The organism is Streptomyces sp. NPDC005423, from assembly GCF_040606415.1.
Classification (GTDB): Bacteria; Actinomycetota; Actinomycetes; order Streptomycetales; family Streptomycetaceae; genus Streptomyces.
On record NZ_JBEXET010000016.1, the window covers coordinates 37,033 to 53,204 of the forward strand.

The following is a 16,172-nucleotide window of genomic DNA, read 5'->3' on the forward strand; positions in this document are numbered from 1 at the left end:
CCCACGGCACGACATGAATCCCGTGGCCGAGTTCCGTCCGTTCCCCGGGCCGGCGACCGATCAGCGCGGCGCGCCCGGCAGGGACCGATCCTGTGTCGGACGTCCGCCCAGGCCGCCTGGACCAGAGCCGTTCCCTGGACCTCCGCACCTCCACGGAAGGCCCGTACTCATGTCTCACCCACAGACCACTTCTCCGCAGACACCCGAGAGATCCCGCTCCACGGCACGCAACGCGTTCATCGTCGTCGCGCTGGTGTGGGCGGTACAGCTCGTCTCGCTCGTCGCGGCACTGTCCGGCATCGCACAGGCGTCGGTCGCGATCCACTTCCGGACGACGCAGATCGCCTGGTTCACCCTGATGACCCTGCTGGCGGGGACCTTCTTCCTGCCCTTCGTGGTCAAGGGGGCCGCCCTGTACGGCAAGAAGCGGGCCCTGCTCGTGGCGACCGGCCTGGGACTCCTCGGAGACCTGGTCGCCGCCGTCGCCACGGACTACCACGTCCTACTGATCGGGCGCGGCCTGGCGGGCGTGTACGCCGCCGCCACCCCGCTCGCCTACGCGATCACCCGCGACGTGTTCCCTCGCCACTGGGTCGGACTGGCCAGCGGCATCCTCGCCGGCGGCGTGGGGCTGGTCGCCTTCGGCGGGCCGTTCCTCTCCGGCTGGCTGCTCGACAGCTACGGCTTCCGCGGCGTGCTGTGGTTCATGGTGGCCTCCACGGCGCTGAGTTTCGTCCTGGTGGCCGTCTTCGTCCCCACGAGTCCCGTCCGGGAGGCGGACGGCCGGATGGACTGGATCGGCGGACTCCTCCTCGGAGGAGGCGTCACCCTCCTCATCTACGCCGTCGGCCAGGGCTCCGACTGGGGCTGGACCAGCGGTCAGTTCATCGCCTACGTCGTCGGCGCGCTCGTCACGCTGGTCGTCTTCGTGCTGGTCGAACGCCGGGTCGCCGAGCCGCTGTTCCCGCTGACCATGACCAGGCGCCGCCAGGTGTGGTCCGTGCTGCTGGCCACCTCCGTGGCGGCCGGCTCGCTCAGCGCGGTCGGTGTGGTGATCCAGCTCCTGGTGCTGATGCCGAAGATCCCGCACATCTCCGACGGCCTGGGCTGGTCCGGTGAGCACAACGCCATTGTCACCAGCCCGATCAGCGCCATGATCATCGTGGGTGCGGTCGGCACCGGCGTGCTCGCCCGCCGTGTGGACGCCCGGTACCTGCTCGCCGGCGGTGCCGCGCTCACGGTGCTCGGCTACGGCCTGGGCACCCATCTGCACCACACCGCGGCGCAGATCATCGGGATGGGCGTGATCGCCGGGTTCGGTACCGGCGTCGTCGCCGCGGTCGTCCCCATCATGATCATCGAGGTGGTCACTCCCGAGGAACAGGCGCTGGCCAACGGCGCGCAGAGCCTGGCTCAGGGCGTGGCGCAGATCGTCGTCTCCCAGGTGGCCTTCGTGGTGATGTCCCAGCACGGGGCGGTCCTGAAGGGCACCCAGTTCTACCTGGACAAGGGCTTCTCCAACGGGCTCTGGCTGGTGGTCGGTTGCTGCACCGTCGGCGCCCTGCTGGTCGCGCTGATCCCGAAGAGCGAGCGGCTGGACCAGGTCGAGGTCGGACAGGCGGCCTGACGCGATCCCCGGTGCCCGGTCCGGCCCTGGCCGGACCGGGCACCCGCGCATGCGGCCGACGGCACGCCAACTCGGCTTCACAGCACCTTGGTTGGCCATGCCGCAAGGTGCGGCTAGACCGGCTGCCGGTCCCCCAACGCCTCGGCCGCCAGCCCCCGCATGACATGTTCGAGCAGGGCGAGCAGTACGCCCTTCACCGAGTCCTTGTCCCGGGCGTCGCACAGCACGAGCGGCACGTCGGGCGAGAGGTCGAGGGCGGCCCGGATCTCCTCGGGATCCTCCTCGCACTCGCCGTCGAAGCAGTTGACCCCCATGGCGAAGGGGATGCCGCGGTGCTCGAAGAAGTCGACGGACGGGAAGCAGCTCTCCAGCCGGCGGGTGTCGGCCAGCACCACGGCGCCGAGCGCGCCCCGGGACAGGTCGTCCCACATGAACCAGAAACGGTCCTGTCCGGGTGCGCCGAAGAGATAGACCACGAGGGCCGAACTGAGCGTGATGCGGCCGAAGTCCATGGCGACCGTGGTCGTGGTCTTCCGCTCGACGCCCGCCAGGTCGTCGACGCCGACACTGGCCTCGGTGATCAGCTCCTCGGTGCGCAACGGCACCGTCTCGCTGATGGTGCCGACCAGGGTGGTCTTGCCGACACCGAAGCCGCCGGCGATGAGGATCTTGGCCGTCGCCGCGTCGGGCGAGACCGCTGTGAGGTCGGGGTCAGAGTCTGCGAATGCCATCGATCACTGCCTGGAGGAAACGGGCGTCGGGGCTACCGGCCGCGGAGGGTGAGGTGACGGAGATGAGGTCGTTGTCCAGCAGGTCACCGAGGAGCACCCGTACCGCCGCGACCGGAAGGTCGAGGTAGGCGGCGATCTCCACCAGCGCCGTCGGCCTGCGGCACAGCGAGAGCAGTCGGTGCTGTTCCGGCTGCAGCCGCTGGGCGCGGGTCGGCGGCCGGACGGTGCTCACCAGGGAGATCAGCTCGATATCGGCCCGGACGGCCTGGGTACGGCCTCCGGTCACGGTGTACGGACGGATCAGCCGACCGGGATCGTCGCCCTCCCACGGGTCTTCCTCGGACCAATGTCTCATTCATGCTCACCCCCGAGTGACCCTCCGGTGTACTCCGGGAACCGCGGGGCCGCGCTGAGGAACTGCCCCACCTGCCGTACGAGCATCGTCATCTCGTACCCCACGTTGCCCACGTCCACCGCGGAGGTGGCCAGCACCGCGAGCCGGGCACCGCCGCCCGCGGTGGTCACGAAGAGGAAGAGGTCGTCCATCTCGATGACCGTCTGCTGCACCCGGCCGCCGCCGAAGTGCCGGCTGGTGCCCTGCGCCAGCGAATGGACCCCGGAGGCGATGGCCGCGAGCTGTTCGGCGTCGGCCCGCGCGAGCCCCTCGGAGGCGCCGACGAGCAGCCCGTCCTCCGACAGGACGATCGCGTGCCGGGTCTCCGGAATCCGCTCGATCAGGTTGTCCAGGAGCCAGGCCAGTCCGTCGCGCGTGGCGTTTGCTGCTGTCATGAAGTGTTCCTTGTCGGAGGAGATCGAGTGGGCAACGGACACCGCTAAGGCCGGTTCGTGGGCCAGGCGGGTGGAGGGACCTGCTCCTGGGCACGGGCCCGGCGCGTACCGTCCCGCAGGGCGGCGAGCATCGAACGCGCCTGCTCCGGCCTGCGCTCCTCGGCCTCCCGGCCGGGACCGCGGTCGTCGTCCGACTCCGCGTGCCGGTTCAGGAGTTGGGGAGCGAGGTTGGCCTGCCGCACCCGGCGTGGCAGCCTGCTGCCCGATCCTCCGGTACGCGGTCCCGCGGCCGGCACGGGCGCGCGGCGGAACCCGTCACCGCCTCCGGTGCCGGCAGTGTCGTGCTTCACGGATGCGGGTGCGGGTGCGGGTGCCGGTACGGGCGCGGGAGCGGGCGCGGAACGGGGCGCGGGGCGGGGCGTCGACCGCGCGCGCATCGGCATCCCGCCGGACGTCGCCCGCTCGGGCGGCGCGCTGCTGACCGAGGCGAGATGACGGTCCGCCTGCGCGTCCAGCTCCATCGGCTCGGTGTCGGTGACCGGCTCCGTCAGGGCGTACGGCAGGACGACGACGGCCAGCGAGCCGCCGTAGGACGAGGCTTGCAGGCTGGCCATGATTCCGTGGCGCTGTGCGAGGTGGCCGATGGTGAACAGGCCCAGGCGCGGGTCGTCGCCCAGCGAGGTGAGGCTGAACTCCTGCGGGTTGTGCAGCAGTCCGTTGGCCGCCTCGTACTCGTCCGCCGAGAGCCCCAGGCCGCGGTCCTCCACCTCGATGGCGTACCCCTGTGCCACCGGCAGCGCGCGCACCCGCACCTCGGTGTGGGGAGGCGAGAAGGTCACGCCGTTCTCGATCAGCTCGGCCATGAGGTGGATGGTGTCGCCGACCGCCGGGCCGGTCACCGCGATCGCCGGCATCGGTTCGACCACCACCCGGGTGTAGCCCTCGATCTCCGACACCGCGCTGCGCAGGAGGTCGGCCAGCGGCACCGCGTGCTTCCAGCGACGGCGCGGCGTGGAACCCGAAAGGACCGTCAGGCTCTCCGCGTTGCGCCGCATGCGGGTCGCGAGGTGGTCGACGCGGTAGAGGTCGGCGAGGAGTTGGGGATCCTGTTCCTTGCGTTCCATGCCGTCGATGACCGTGAGCTGACGGTGCACCAGGATCTGGGTACGCCGGGACATGTTGAGGAACACCAGCCGCGCCCCCTCACGCAGCCCGGCCTGCTCCAGCGCGACACTGACCGCGGTCCGCTGGGCGATGTTGAAGGCCTCCGCGACCCTGCCCAACTCGTCGCTGCCGTAGTCGAGTTCGGGCAGCTCGTCGAGGTCGGCGCGCTTACCCTCGGCGCGCAGCCGGGTGATCAGCTCGGGCAGCCGGTTCTGTGCCAGGTCGAGCGTCGCCTCGCGCAGGCCGGACATCCGGCCGATCAAGGACCGGGTGATGCGCCAGGACATGACGGCGACCGCGAAGACCGCGACCAGCGCGAGGGCACTGCCCAGCAGGACCCTCATCAGCAGCGCGTGGCTCCTGTCCGCGCTGTTCTGGGTGACCTCGCCCAGGTACTGGTTCTCGACGTTCTGTACGTCGGTGAAGACCCGGCCGGGAGCGGCGGACCGGGCGGCCGGCACATGGGAGACCGGGATGCTGTCGCCGCCGTTCGCGGGCGCCATGGGGATGGCGGTCTCCAGCGCTTCGAGGCTCGCCCAGTCGCCGCTGCCCATGACCTTCTCCAGCGCGGCGCGCTGGGCGGTCGGCAGATAGGGCGCCACTTCGTTGGTCATGACCGAGTCGCGGACAGCGGCGGTGGCGGTGAGACTCCGCCGTTCGGTGAGGCTCAGCCGGCCGGAGGCGACCGCGGCGTCGAGGATCGCCCGCTCCTCCGCGAGCGCCTCGGTGGCGCGCAGGAACGACAGGGCGTGGGCTGCCTCGGCGGCCGTGGCCCCGCTGCCGTTGTCGGTGCTCAGCGTGCCGAAGAGGTTGAGCACGGAGGCGATCGCGCCGGCGTAGACGTCGTACACGTGCTGGCGGGCGCCCTTGCCCGAGTCGACCTTGGTCCGCTCCGCCGTCAGCTCGGTCAGCCGCTTCCGTACGGTCTCCAACTCGGCCTGGTACTGCGGCGTTCCGTCGCTCGCGGAGACCGAGTCGGCCTTGTGGAAGGCGGCGAGGATGCCGTCGGTCCTGGCGCGTTCCGCGTCGAGTGCGGTGCGGCTGCCGTGCGACGAGAGCAGCATGAGCGTCAACTGCCGTTCCTTCTGGAACTCGCCGACGCCGGGGACCAGGGCGTAGGTGGTCTTCGCCGCCTGCCCGACATGGTCGGCGGCGCGCCACTGGTTGAACAGGACGGCGGAGCCACTGACCCAGAGCAGCACCATCGCCACCGTCGGAACCAGCGCGAGCGCGATGAGCGCGGCCCGGATGGTGCGGCCCCGGCCGCCGCTCGGCCGGACGCGTACGGTCTTGCCCCGGTGTCTGCTCACTTCACCCGCCGGCGGGTGCTGGCGTGGCGGGAGCGGAGGACTGGGGCATGGGGCTGGGGCACCAGGACTTTCCTTTCCGGTGTGACGCATCGAGACAGCGGGGCGTCACTGAACATGCATGGGCCAACTGGGAGTTGACGGGTATGCATGAAACCCAGCACGCGGATCAGGGTCAAGCGCGTCTTCAAGATCGCGGACGGGGCCGTTTAGGCAGGTCGGTACATTACGCGCGTAGATAATCGCCGACCCGGGGGATGGCGCCTTCCCCGCCTCGATCACGCTGGTGCCGTTTGCGCAGCGTGAAGGCGTGTGGAGGGGTAGTGAACACCCCGGGGACGCGCCCGGCGTACCTGGCGGCAAGCCCTCATGGCGCTCAGCGTACTGTGACCTAGATCACGTGAACACGGAGAGTGGAAGCACACAAACGGAGAATGAGACTCCGTCGGCTGGACACGCCACGCGTGTTTAGATCGACCTGTCCAATACCGGAAGCCAGGTGACGTGCGGCGAGGCCCCCGCCACGGTGTCGGTGTCGCGGCGAGGGCCTTCGTCCCGCGGCCGGGCGACGGCGGCTGCCCACCGCCCCTCGACCGCCGGTCACTCCGCCGCGGAACCGGGCTTCTCCTGGAACTGGTGCCCGAGGAAGGCACCCGTCCACGACATGAGGTCCGCGGGGACGTAGTACCCCTTCTCGTCGTTGATGGCGTCCCAGTTGCGCACGACGTCCTCGACGGTGGCCGGGCCGCCCTGGTGCACATAGCCCGGCGTGGAGGCGATGAAGAAGCGGGCGAAGCCGCCCGCGCCGGCCGCGTAGATCTCGCCGTTCACCGGGCACTCCTCGTGCGCCAGGTAGGCCACGATCGGGGAGACCGCCTCGGACGGCATCCCCGCCTGCTGGGCGGCGGCCTCCGCTGCGGCCTCGTCCTCGATGCCGCCCATCCGGGTCAGCGCGGCCGGGGCGATGACGTTGACCTTGATCCCGTGGGGTTCGCCGGAGAGTTTCGCGCTGCGGGCCAGGCCGATCACCCCGCCCTTGGCCGCCGCGTACGACAGGTTGTTGTCCAGGCCGAACAGACCGGCGGACGTGGTCAACACCACGCGCCCGTAACCCTGTTCCACGAAATGCGGCCAGGCGGCCCGGGTCGTGTTGAACGAGCCGAGCAGATGTACGGCGAGGTGCCGCTCGAGGTTGTCGAGGTCGATCTCGGGCAGACCTGCGTACCTGATGATTCCGGCGTTGTTGACGAGGATGTCGATACGGCCGAAGGCGTTCAGCGCCGTGTCGACGACGGCCGCGCCGCCCGCCTCCGTGGAGACGTCGTTGCCGTCGGCCACGGCCTGACCGCCGGCCGCGACGATCTCGTCGACGACCTTGCGCGCCGGACCGGCGTCGACACCCTCGCCCTCCATCGATCCGCCCAGGTCGTTGACGACGACCTTCGCCCCCCGCTCGGCCAGCAGTCGGGCGTGGGCCCGCCCGATGCCCCGTCCCGCACCGGTGACGACGGCGACGCGTCCTTCGAAGCTCAGCTCGCTCATGGGTGACTCCTGTCGTACTGCACTGTCCTGCGTGGCCACTGGCGGGGAGAACATTAGAACGGTCGGTCCATAGTGGCAATGGAATGGGAATGACGGAGTGGGTCGGCGGAGCCGTTGGAGGTTACCCGCGACGCCTGCCGCGGATAGATCGGCGATGTTTTAGCGAATCATTTTGTTGACCGCTCGGTACATTCTCCCTAGCATGCGTACGGCGGTCGACGGGGACCGTCAGCCGAGTAAGGAGTTTGCCGTGACGAAGCGATGGAAGCAGCGGCCGCCGGGTTCGACGTGGGGCGACTGGGGTGAGGACGACGAGCTGGGGCGCATCAACCTGCTCACCGCGGAGAAGGTTCTCCAGGGAGTGCGCGAGGTCGAACACGGGGTCACGTTCAGCCTCAGCCTGCCGCTGGACTATCCCGGCGGTTCGGCCCTCAACCAGCGCCGCTACCCGCCCATTCTGCGGCCGACGGAGGACCTGGAGCACAAGCAGGACGTCTTCTACAACGTCGTCGCCAGCAAGCAGATCGACCCGTCGCTGATCGACGTGTGGTCCGACGACGTGGTGACCCTCTGGCTCCAGTACTCGACGCAGTGGGACGCCCTCGCCCACCAGGGCGCGGAGTTCGACGCCGACGGGGACGGGGTCGCCGAGCCCGTCTACTACAACGGTTACCGTCCCGACACCGACATCATCGGCCCCCGCGAAGGCGTCAAGGGCGACGGCAGCGGCAGCCTCAGCCACGCCGGCCACCTCGGTCTCGAGCACATGGCGGAGCACGGTGTGCAGGGGCGCGGTGTCCTGATCGACATCGCCCACCACCTGGGCACGGGTTACCGGTCGGTGAACCTGAAGACGCTCAAGGAGATCATGGCGGCCGACAAGGTCGTCGTGGAGCCGGGCGACATGCTCCTGCTGCGCACGGGCTTCGCCGAACAGATCCTCGCCTGGGGGAAGAACCCCGACCCGGTGGCGATCCACCAGACGGCCGCCTATCTCGACGCCGACGACCCGGACCTGCTCGACTGGATCGCCGAGTCGCAGATCTCCGCGCTGATCGCCGACAACTACGCCGTCGAGGGCGTCGGTGTCACCCAGGCGCAAGGTCCGCACACCCTGCTGCCCATCCACCACCTCTGCCTGTTCAAGCTGGGCGTTCCGCTCGGCGAGCTGTGGTACCTGAAGGAGCTCGCGGCCTGGCTGCGCGAGCACGACCGCAGCCGCTTCCTGCTCACGGCTCCCCCGCTGAACCTTCCCGGTACCCAGGGCAGTCCGCTGACACCGGTCGCCACCGTCTGACGGAGCGGCACACCGGAACGGGGGGTGCTCCGGAGCGGCATTCCGGAGCACCCCCCGTCCGCCTCCCCCCGCACCCGGCCGCCGCCCCAACTCCCGTGCGAGCGACGGGCGATGGGCCCCAGGGTGTCCCCGGATCCCGGCTCAGCTCGTGCCCGCTCCACTCGCTCCGGCTCGGCTCGTTCCGCCCGACTCGTGCCCGCTCAGCTCGTCGCGGTGGACTTCGCGCCGGTGGGCGAGACGGCGTACCAGAGACTCTCCTTGGCCTGGCCGTTGACCTGTCCGGCCGCCGTGTCTCCCACGTACCGGTACAACGGCCAGCCGCCCAGGGTGAGTTGCTTCCGTCCGTCGCGGTGGACGGTGCCGAGGAGGCCCTCGTCGACCCCCGTGGTCCGCACGGAGTCCCCGATGACGACCGGCACCCAGGTCTTCGTACAGGCCCCGGAACAGGTCCACTTGGACGGGGACGCCTCGTCCTTGTCGTAGCGGTAGAGGGTCATTCCCCTGTCGTCGGTCACCACGTTCCCCAGGCCCGTCACCGCCACGGCCCGCACACCGGTGGTCGTACCCGGCCGCGCGCCGCCGGAGTCACCGGTGGCGGCCGGTGCGGAGGTCGCGGGCCGGGAGACGGCGGTGCTGACCGGAGCGACGCTGCCCGGACTCGTACCGGAGGCGGTGTAGTCCATCGAGCTGCCGCACGCCGCCAGGAAGAAGGCCGAGGTGAGCCCCGCGACCGAGAGGAGGACGATGCGCTGCTGGATCACGGAGCTTCCCTTCGCCGGACGTTCTGCTTCCCCCCTCAGTACGTGAGCGGGGCCCGGCGCGCTCAGCCACCGCCGACACATGGCGGAGCCTTGACCGGCGGCGGCGGACGACCGGCGCCGACCGGCTCAGGCGGTGCTGGTCAGCACGACGAGTTGCTGGGTGGCCCTGGTCATCGCGACATAGCGGTCGACGGCGCCCTCGATGCCGCTGCCGAACGCCTCCGGGTCGACGAGGACCACCAGGTCGAACTCCAGCCCCTTCGACAGCTCCGGGGTCAGCGAGCGGACGCGGGGCGTCGCCCGGAACGTGGGGTCGCCGATGACACAGGCGATGCCGTCGGCGTGGCCGTCGAGCCAGCTGTCCAGCACGGAACGCAGCTCGGAGACGGACCCGTGGAGCACGGGATGGTCACCGACGCGGATCGACACCGGCACGTTGGCGTCCGGCAGCACGGCCCGGATGACCGGCTCGGCCTCCGCCATGATCCCGGTCGGCGTACGGTAGTTGACGGTCAGGGAGGCCAGCTTGATGCGGTCGAGGCCGACCCGCGCGAGCCGTTCCTGCCACGACTCGGTGAACCCGTGCCGGGCCTGCGCACGGTCCCCGACGATGGTGAAGCTGCGGGACGGACACCGGAGCAACAGCATCTGCCACTGCGCGTCGGTGAGTTCCTGGGCTTCGTCCACGACGATGTGCGCGAACGGGCCGGCGAGCAGGTCGGGATCGGCGGTGGGCTGCGCGGCCTCGTCGACGAGCGCGTCCTGCATGTCCTGTCCGTGCAGCATCGTCACCGCGCCCTCGCCGTCGTCGTCGGCCTGGAGGAGGGAGTCGACGACCTTGGCCATGTGCTCGCGTTCGGCGGCGAGCGTGGCCTTCTTCCGGCGCCCGCGACGCGCGGCCTCCGGGTCACCGAGCCGCTGCCGTGCCGCGTCGAGGAACGGCAGGTCGGAGACGGTCCAGGCCCGTGCCTCCGCGCGCTGCAACCGCCGGACGTCGTCGGGGCCGAGCCACGGGGCGCAGAGCCGCAGGTAGGCGGGCACCGACCACAGGTCACCGACGAGATCCGACGCTTCGAGCAGCGGCCACCCCCGGTTGAACGCCGCGAGCAGCTCCCTGTTCTGCCCCAGCGACTTGCGCAGCAGATGTTCCGGGGCGTCGCCGTCGTGCTTGTCCACCAGCATCGTGAGCAGTTCCTCCCAGACCTGCTCACGCGCCTCGTTGTGCGGGGTACCGGGCTCCGCCGCGTCGAACGCCACGGCCCAGTCGTCGGCGCTGAGCGGGATGTCGTTCCAGTGGGTCGAGACCGTCATCCCCTGGGTGGGCGGCTCCTCGTAGAACCGGACGGCCGCCTCGACGGCGCGCACCAGCCGCGCGGACGACTTCAGCCGGGCCACGTCCGGGTCGGCCTCCTCGGTCGCCGTCGCGCCTTCGGCGACGAGGTCCCGCAGCGTGCAGGTCTGTACGCCCTCCTCGCCGAGACTGGGCAGCACGTCGGCGACGTAACCCAGGTAGGGCTGGTGCGGACCGACGAACAGCACGCCGCCCCGGCGGTGTCCGAGCCGCGGGTCGGAGTAGAGGAGGTACGCGGAGCGGTGCAGCGCCACGACGGTCTTTCCGGTGCCCGGACCGCCATCGACGACGAGCGCGCCGGCCGACCCGGCGCGGATGATGGCGTCCTGGTCGGCCTGGATCGTGCCGAGCACGTCGCGCATCCGTGACGTCCGGTTGCCGCCCAGGCTGGCGATGAAGGCGGACTGGTCGTCGAGCGCGGCATGACCGACGAACCCGTCCGGGGTGAACACCTCGTCCCAGTAGTCGCTGATCCGGCCGCCCGTCCACCGGTACCTGCGGCGGCTCGCCAGCCCCATCGGGTTGGCGTGGGTGGCTCCGAAGAAGGGCTCGGCCGCCGGTGCGCGCCAGTCGAGCAGCAGCCGACGCCCCTCACTGTCCGTGAGACCGAGCCGTCCGATGTATACGGGTTCGGCGTCGTCGGCGCCGACCATGTGCCCCAGACACAAGTCCAGCCCGAACCGGCGCAGGGCGCGCAGCCGGCCGGTCAGCCGGTGGATCTCCGCGTCCCGGTCCATCACGTGCCGGCCCACCCCGCCGGGCGCCCGGCGCTCGGCTTCCAGCCGGCCGGCCAGCTCGGCGATCGACTGCTCCAGACACTCCGCGATCGCCGCGAAGTGCCGCTCGTCCCGGGCGATCAGCGCCGGGTCCGCCTTGGCGGAGAGACGGTCGGGCAGGTCAAACGCCCTGGCGGTCAGGGGGCTCACGGCAACAGCTCCGATCTGTGGTCGCGTACGACCGTCATGTGCGGCGAGGCGGGGTGTCCGGGCGGCCGACGGCGTGACGGGAACGACCGGGGTGGGCGGGTTCCGTCATGCGCCGTGCCGTGGGCCGGACGCCCGGCCGGCTGTTCCAGTATCGCCGGTCCGGCTCGCCCTCACTCACCCCGCTTCCGCCACAGGTCGCGGAGGAGCGCGATCTCGGCCATGTGATGGATGAATTCGAGGTTGGCGCCCGCCAGTACGTTGACGTACGGGTAGTCCGCGTCGTTGCTGTACGGGTACCGGGAGAAGCCGACCGTGTCGAGCTGTTCCTCGGTGACAGCGGCGACGCTGTCCCGCCAGCGGTCGATCAGCTCCCAGAAACGTCCGACGGCCACGCCGGCGGAGGGGCTGAAGTCGACCAGCAGTTTCGGTTCGCGGCGGTGTTCGCCGAAGGTCCATTCCCAGGCGCCCGCGAAGTGGAAGTGCACGTGTCCGAGCCGCCACGCGATCGTCGTGACCGGCGTCTCGTCGGGCGTGGGCGGACCGGTGTGGGCGAGGACCTCCTCGACCCGCTCGACGCTCACACTCCAGTCGTCGGCGATCCGGTCGACGCTCATGCCGTCGGCGGCCTGCCGGGCGACCTCGGTGTACTCGCTCGCGGGGATGTCCGCGGCGCCCAGGTCGAGCACCCACTCGCCGGGCCCGAACGCCCTGGGCGTCACCGCCTCCGCCCGCCGCCGGACCGACCAGCAGCCGGGGACCGGCTCCCACAGGTACTCCTCGTCACCGAGCCCTTCCAGCCGCACCCGGGCCATCTCCCTCGCCTGGTCGAACTGCTCCAGCAGCAGCCCCAGCCGGTCGGTGCGTACGCTTACGGACTCCATGGCCCACTCCCTCGACGGTCGCGTCACCGTGAACTCACGGCGGACCAGCGGAAGTTAGCGCCTCGCCGCCCGGGGTGCGACTCATTTCCGACCGTGGCGGGGCCGGTCCGGTGTTCGAAGTAGGGTGCTGCGCGTGGCCGATACCCAACTGAGCAGCGCCGTCGCGAGCGGCGGCGGAGAGCGTCATGCCTCCTGGCTGGAACTCTTCTTCGATCTCGTCGCCGTGGTCGGCGTCTCCCAGCTCGCGCAACTGCTGGGAGACGAGCCCGGATGGCGGGACGTGGGCCTGTACGTGGTGCTCTACCTGGCGTTCTGGACCAACTGGCTCTCCCTCACTCTCTACGGCAACGTGGCGGGCGACCGCACCAGGACCCGCACCCTGCTGCTGGGCATGTTCGGGCTGACGGTGATGGCGGCGGCCGTACACGGCGTGCAGGACGGCGAGTTGGGCGCGGCGTTCGCGATCGGCTATGTCTGCACGCGGCTCCTGGGCGGCAGCGTCTTCGGGGACCGGCGCGAGATCCTGCTCGACTGGCCGACGGTCTCCTTCAAGGCGGGGGCCGTTCCGTGGACGGTGTCCATCTGGGTGCACGGTCCGGCGCGGCCCTGGCTGTGGGCAGCCGGTGTCGTCATCGATCTGTACGTGACCTTCTTCTTCACCAAGAATTATCTGCTGCGCGCGTTGCAGCAGCACCGCGAGCGCGCGGACCGCCGCGGACGGCCCGCGTCCCCGGCCCTGGGCGCGCCCGAGCCGGCCGGCTCGGGCGAGGTGACCGTCGCCCGTACCGACAGCGAGCATCTCTCCGAACGGCTCGGCCTGTTCACGATCATCGTGCTCGGCGAGGGTGTGTACCAGCTCGTCGAGGCGGCCTCGGACGCCGAGTGGGACCACCGTCTCTACTCCACGGGCATCGGCGGGTTCGTGATGCTGGTGCTGGTCTGGTCGCTGTCCCTGCGCCGGGGCCGGGGCGGCATCCCCTGTCTGGGCAACGCCCTGGTGCCGCCGCGCGTTCTGCTGGGCCTGCACTGTCTCGTCACCGGTGCGCTGGCGGCCCTCGCCGCCGGCCTGGGCGTGGTGGTGGAACGCGCGCACGGCCGGCTCCCCGAACAGACCGGCTATCTCATGGCCACCGCGCTGGGCGTCTACCTCCTCGTGGCGACCGTGCTCACTCATCGGGCCGACCCCGGCCGGCTGCCCCGTCTCCTCGTCGCGGCGGTGCCCGCCCTCGCGCTCTGCGCCGTCGCCGCCGTCACCGACGGTCTGCACCGCCGCCCGACGGCCCTGGCGTGGGTACTGGTCCTCGCGGTGGCCTGGTTCGCGGCGTGGACGCATCAGGGCAAGCCGCCGGAGTGACCGCCGCGGCCCGAACTCCCTCCGCCGGTGCGGCGGTTGTTGACGGAACGAACCGGGCGAACCGGGTGCGAAGGCGCGGCGACCGGGCGCACCGGATGCCTATGCGGCGCCCCGGGAACCCGCTCGCCGGGTCGCGATCCCATGCGTCCCATATGCCACTGCCGTAGCCCCTCGTCCCACCCGTCGCACCGCCAACACCCGAGGTCAGAGCGGTGCGACACTCCTCACCAGCGAGTTCGTCGGAAGGCTAGCCGCGCGGTCCACCGCCCGCATAACGTGCGGTGGGCCGGACCGTTACCCGCGGTCCACGCGCTTGGGGCCCACAACCCGCTAGGAGACCCTGGGATGTCCTCCGACAGCTCCGAGTTACACCCCGCCCAGCATCGGCCCGGCCTCCCCGCCCCCACCACCCCCATCGCGACGACCCCCGCGCCCCTGCCCTCGTCGTCGTCCTCGGGGACGTTCGAGCAGGAGTCCGCCCCCTACGACGGCAGGTATCTGCCGGCCTGGACGTCCCATCCGTGGACCGGACGCCACCGCGACCTCCGCCTCCTGCGCCGGGCCGCCCGCTGGCAGCGGCGGGTCGCGGCGTTCACCGCGCTCGGCTACTTCGCCTTCTTCCTCGCGCTCACCGTCGAAGTCCCCTCGATCATGACCCGCACCGCACCGGGCGGCCTCCCCACCGGACTGCTGCTGGCCCTGGCGCAACTCCCCGTCACCTGGCTGGCCGTCCTCCTCTACGAGTTCACCGCACGCCGTTACGTCGATCCCCTCGCCAACCGCGTACGCCGTCAGCCGCACCGTCCCCGCGACGGGGAGCGGCGGCCGTGACGGACTTCGGGGGCGCCGCGCAGTCCTGGTCGCTGGTGGCGTTCTGCAGCGTCGTGACCCTCACCCTCCTGCTCTGCGTGGTCACCGGTCCCGACCGTGACGACCTCGACGAGTTCTACACCGGCTACCGCTTCCTGTCCCCCCTGCGCAACGGTCTGGCCATCGCCGGTGACTACATCTCCGCGGCCACCGTCCTGACCGTCGGCGGCATCATCGCGCTCTGCGGCTACGACGGTGTGGTGCTCGCCCTGAGCACCCTGCTCTCCTTGCTGCTGCTCATGTTCCTGCTGGCCGAACCGCTGCACCACACCGGCCGGTTCACGATGGGCGACGCGCTGGGCCGCCGTATGCCCGGCCGGGCGGTACGCATCACCGCCTGCGCGGTCACCCTCGCCTCGCTGCTGCCCATGATGGTGGTCCAACTCGCCGGAGTGGGACAGCTGTTGGCGTATGTGCTCGGCTTCACCGACAGCTCGATGCGCACCGGGTGCATCGTCGGGGCCGGCACGCTGATGATCACGTACGCGGCCATCGGGGGAATGCGCGGCACCGCCCTGATCCAGATCCTCAAGACGGTGATCCTGCTCGGTTCCGGACTGATTGTCGCCGCCCTCATCCTGCACACCTTCGGCTGGAGTCCCCGGACCCTGTTCCAGTCCGCCGCACGGAACAGCGGGGCGGGCGAGAAGTACCTCCGCTACGGCCTGCAGTTCCGCGACGGGAAGTACCGCGCCCTCGACATGGTGAGCACCCAGTGCGCCATCGTGCTGGGGGGCGCCTGTCTGCCGCACGTCACGATGCGGATGTACACCGCGGGCAACGCCCGTCAGGTGCGGCGGGCGATGTCCTGGGCGGTCTCGGCGGTCGCCCTGTTCGTGGCGGTGATGACCATCGTCGCCGTCGGCGCCACCGCCCTCATCGGCGGGAAGACGATCGCCGCGGCGGACCCGCGCGGCAGCACCGCCTATCTCCTCGGGGCGCGCGCCGCGTTCGGGCCGGACCTCTCCCGCGCGGAGAGCCTGCTGTTCACCACCGTCACCACCGCCATCTTCCTGACCCTGCTGGCCTCCGTGGCCAGCATGACGCTGGCCTGCGCCAACTCCCTCGCCCACGACATCGCCGCCCGCTCCGACACCCCGCCCCTGCGCGAGATGGCCCTGGCCCGCCTCGCCGCCCTGGCCGTGGGGATCCCGGTGATCCTGCTCGCCGTGATCGCCCAGCACCGCAGCCTCCAGCCCCTCGCCATCCTCTCCTTCTGCCTGGGCGCCTCGGCGATCGCGCCGGCACTGGTCTACAGCCTGTTCTGGCGGCGCTACACCCGGGCCGGCCTGCTGTGCACGCTCATCGGCGGCACCGTCAGCGTCCTCGTCCTCATGACGGGCACCACCCTGGTCTCCGGCACTCCCCAATCGGCCTTCCCCGAGGCCGACTTCAACTGGTTCCCGTTCACGACCACCGCCCTGGTCTCGGTGCCGGCCGGTTTCCTGTCCGGGCTGCTCGGCACCGTCCTGTCCGGCAGAAAGGCCAAAAGGCGCGAACGCAACCGCTACGAGGCCATCGAACCCGTCCTGCTCGCCGGACCGTCCCGCCCCAAGAACGGATGACGGGCCG

General features: G+C 70.9%; 13 protein-coding genes. 5 read left to right on the forward strand and 8 right to left on the reverse strand.

The annotated features are described in order from the left end of the window. Nucleotides 1–169: 169 nt before the first annotated feature. A complete protein-coding gene (locus ABZT12_RS18710; protein WP_356385143.1) occupies nt 170–1,627 on the forward strand; it encodes an MFS transporter in 1,458 nt (485 codons plus the stop codon). Between the two features lie 113 nt (nt 1,628–1,740). On the opposite strand, the gene ABZT12_RS18715 is transcribed toward ABZT12_RS18710, so the two are convergent. The 5 genes from ABZT12_RS18715 to ABZT12_RS18735 all read right to left on the reverse strand — a co-directional run bounded on the left by ABZT12_RS18715 (nt 1,741) and on the right by ABZT12_RS18735 (nt 7,160). After that, nucleotides 1,741–2,358 (reverse strand): ATP/GTP-binding protein, encoded by a 618-nt coding sequence (locus ABZT12_RS18715; protein WP_356385145.1) that lies wholly within the window; start codon nt 2,356–2,358, stop codon nt 1,741–1,743. Beyond that, nucleotides 2,339–2,713 (reverse strand): DUF742 domain-containing protein, encoded by a 375-nt coding sequence (locus ABZT12_RS18720; RefSeq protein WP_356385148.1) that lies wholly within the window; start codon nt 2,711–2,713, stop codon nt 2,339–2,341. The genes ABZT12_RS18715 and ABZT12_RS18720 overlap by 20 nt, the downstream gene beginning before the upstream one ends. Further along, nucleotides 2,710–3,147 (reverse strand): roadblock/LC7 domain-containing protein, encoded by a 438-nt coding sequence (locus ABZT12_RS18725; RefSeq protein WP_356385151.1) that lies wholly within the window; start codon nt 3,145–3,147, stop codon nt 2,710–2,712. The genes ABZT12_RS18720 and ABZT12_RS18725 overlap by 4 nt, the downstream gene beginning before the upstream one ends. 44 nt (nt 3,148–3,191) lie before the next feature. Continuing rightward, nucleotides 3,192–5,621, reverse strand: a complete 2,430-nt coding sequence (locus ABZT12_RS18730; protein ID WP_356385154.1) for a nitrate- and nitrite sensing domain-containing protein — start codon at nt 5,619–5,621, stop codon at nt 3,192–3,194. 597 nt (nt 5,622–6,218) lie between these two features. Then, nucleotides 6,219–7,160 carry an SDR family NAD(P)-dependent oxidoreductase gene (locus tag ABZT12_RS18735; RefSeq protein ID WP_356385157.1) on the reverse strand — a complete coding sequence of 314 codons (942 nt, stop codon included), beginning with the start codon at nt 7,158–7,160 and terminating at the stop codon, nt 6,219–6,221. Between the two features lie 250 nt (nt 7,161–7,410). On the opposite strand from ABZT12_RS18735, the gene ABZT12_RS18740 reads away from it, so the two are divergent. Then, complete coding sequence (locus tag ABZT12_RS18740; RefSeq protein ID WP_356385161.1) at nt 7,411–8,457, forward strand: cyclase family protein; 1,047 nt, start codon at nt 7,411–7,413, stop codon at nt 8,455–8,457. A gap of 200 nt (nt 8,458–8,657) precedes the next feature. Here the strand turns inward: ABZT12_RS18740 and ABZT12_RS18745 are convergent, their stop codons facing one another. The 3 genes from ABZT12_RS18745 to ABZT12_RS18755 form a co-directional block, all read right to left on the reverse strand. After that, on the reverse strand, nt 8,658–9,218 hold the full coding sequence (locus ABZT12_RS18745; RefSeq protein ID WP_356385164.1) for a hypothetical protein: 561 nt from the start codon (nt 9,216–9,218) through the stop codon (nt 8,658–8,660). A 126-nt stretch (nt 9,219–9,344) separates the two neighbouring features. Continuing rightward, nucleotides 9,345–11,495, reverse strand: coding sequence for an RNA polymerase recycling motor ATPase HelR (gene helR, locus ABZT12_RS18750; RefSeq protein WP_356385167.1), 2,151 nt, complete (start codon nt 11,493–11,495; stop codon nt 9,345–9,347). Nucleotides 11,496–11,665: 170 nt separating this feature from the next. Then, nucleotides 11,666–12,376, reverse strand: coding sequence for a DinB family protein (locus ABZT12_RS18755; protein ID WP_356385170.1), 711 nt, complete (start codon nt 12,374–12,376; stop codon nt 11,666–11,668). Nucleotides 12,377–12,509: 133 nt separating this feature from the next. Here ABZT12_RS18755 and ABZT12_RS18760 point away from each other — a divergent pair, with 133 nt between their 5' ends. The 3 genes from ABZT12_RS18760 (at nt 12,510) to ABZT12_RS18770 (ending at nt 16,165) form a co-directional block, all read left to right on the forward strand. Then, entirely contained in the window at nt 12,510–13,730 is a 1,221-nt protein-coding gene (locus tag ABZT12_RS18760; protein WP_356385173.1) for a low temperature requirement protein A, read from the forward strand. A gap of 345 nt (nt 13,731–14,075) precedes the next feature. Then, on the forward strand, nt 14,076–14,561 hold the full coding sequence (locus ABZT12_RS18765; RefSeq protein WP_356385176.1) for a DUF485 domain-containing protein: 486 nt from the start codon (nt 14,076–14,078) through the stop codon (nt 14,559–14,561). Next, nucleotides 14,558–16,165 carry a cation acetate symporter gene (locus ABZT12_RS18770; RefSeq protein WP_356385179.1) on the forward strand — a complete coding sequence of 536 codons (1,608 nt, stop codon included), beginning with the start codon at nt 14,558–14,560 and terminating at the stop codon, nt 16,163–16,165. Before ABZT12_RS18765 ends, ABZT12_RS18770 begins: the two co-directional genes overlap by 4 nt. Nucleotides 16,166–16,172 lie beyond the last annotated feature (7 nt).

What these genes read in the sequence shown, in the direction of transcription:
- ABZT12_RS18720 (WP_356385148.1), bottom strand. Translation starts at nt 2,713, where the DNA reads ATGAGACATTGGTCCGAGGAAGACCCGTGGGAGGGCGACGATCCCGGT.
- ABZT12_RS18715 (WP_356385145.1), bottom strand. Translation starts at nt 2,358, where the DNA reads ATGGCATTCGCAGACTCTGACCCCGACCTCACAGCGGTCTCGCCCGAC.
- ABZT12_RS18725 (WP_356385151.1), bottom strand. Translation starts at nt 3,147, where the DNA reads ATGACAGCAGCAAACGCCACGCGCGACGGACTGGCCTGGCTCCTGGAC.
- ABZT12_RS18755 (WP_356385170.1), bottom strand. Translation starts at nt 12,376, where the DNA reads ATGGAGTCCGTAAGCGTACGCACCGACCGGCTGGGGCTGCTGCTGGAG.
- ABZT12_RS18765 (WP_356385176.1), top strand. Translation starts at nt 14,076, where the DNA reads ATGTCCTCCGACAGCTCCGAGTTACACCCCGCCCAGCATCGGCCCGGC.
- ABZT12_RS18710 (WP_356385143.1), top strand. Translation starts at nt 170, where the DNA reads ATGTCTCACCCACAGACCACTTCTCCGCAGACACCCGAGAGATCCCGC.
- ABZT12_RS18735 (WP_356385157.1), bottom strand. Translation starts at nt 7,160, where the DNA reads ATGAGCGAGCTGAGCTTCGAAGGACGCGTCGCCGTCGTCACCGGTGCG.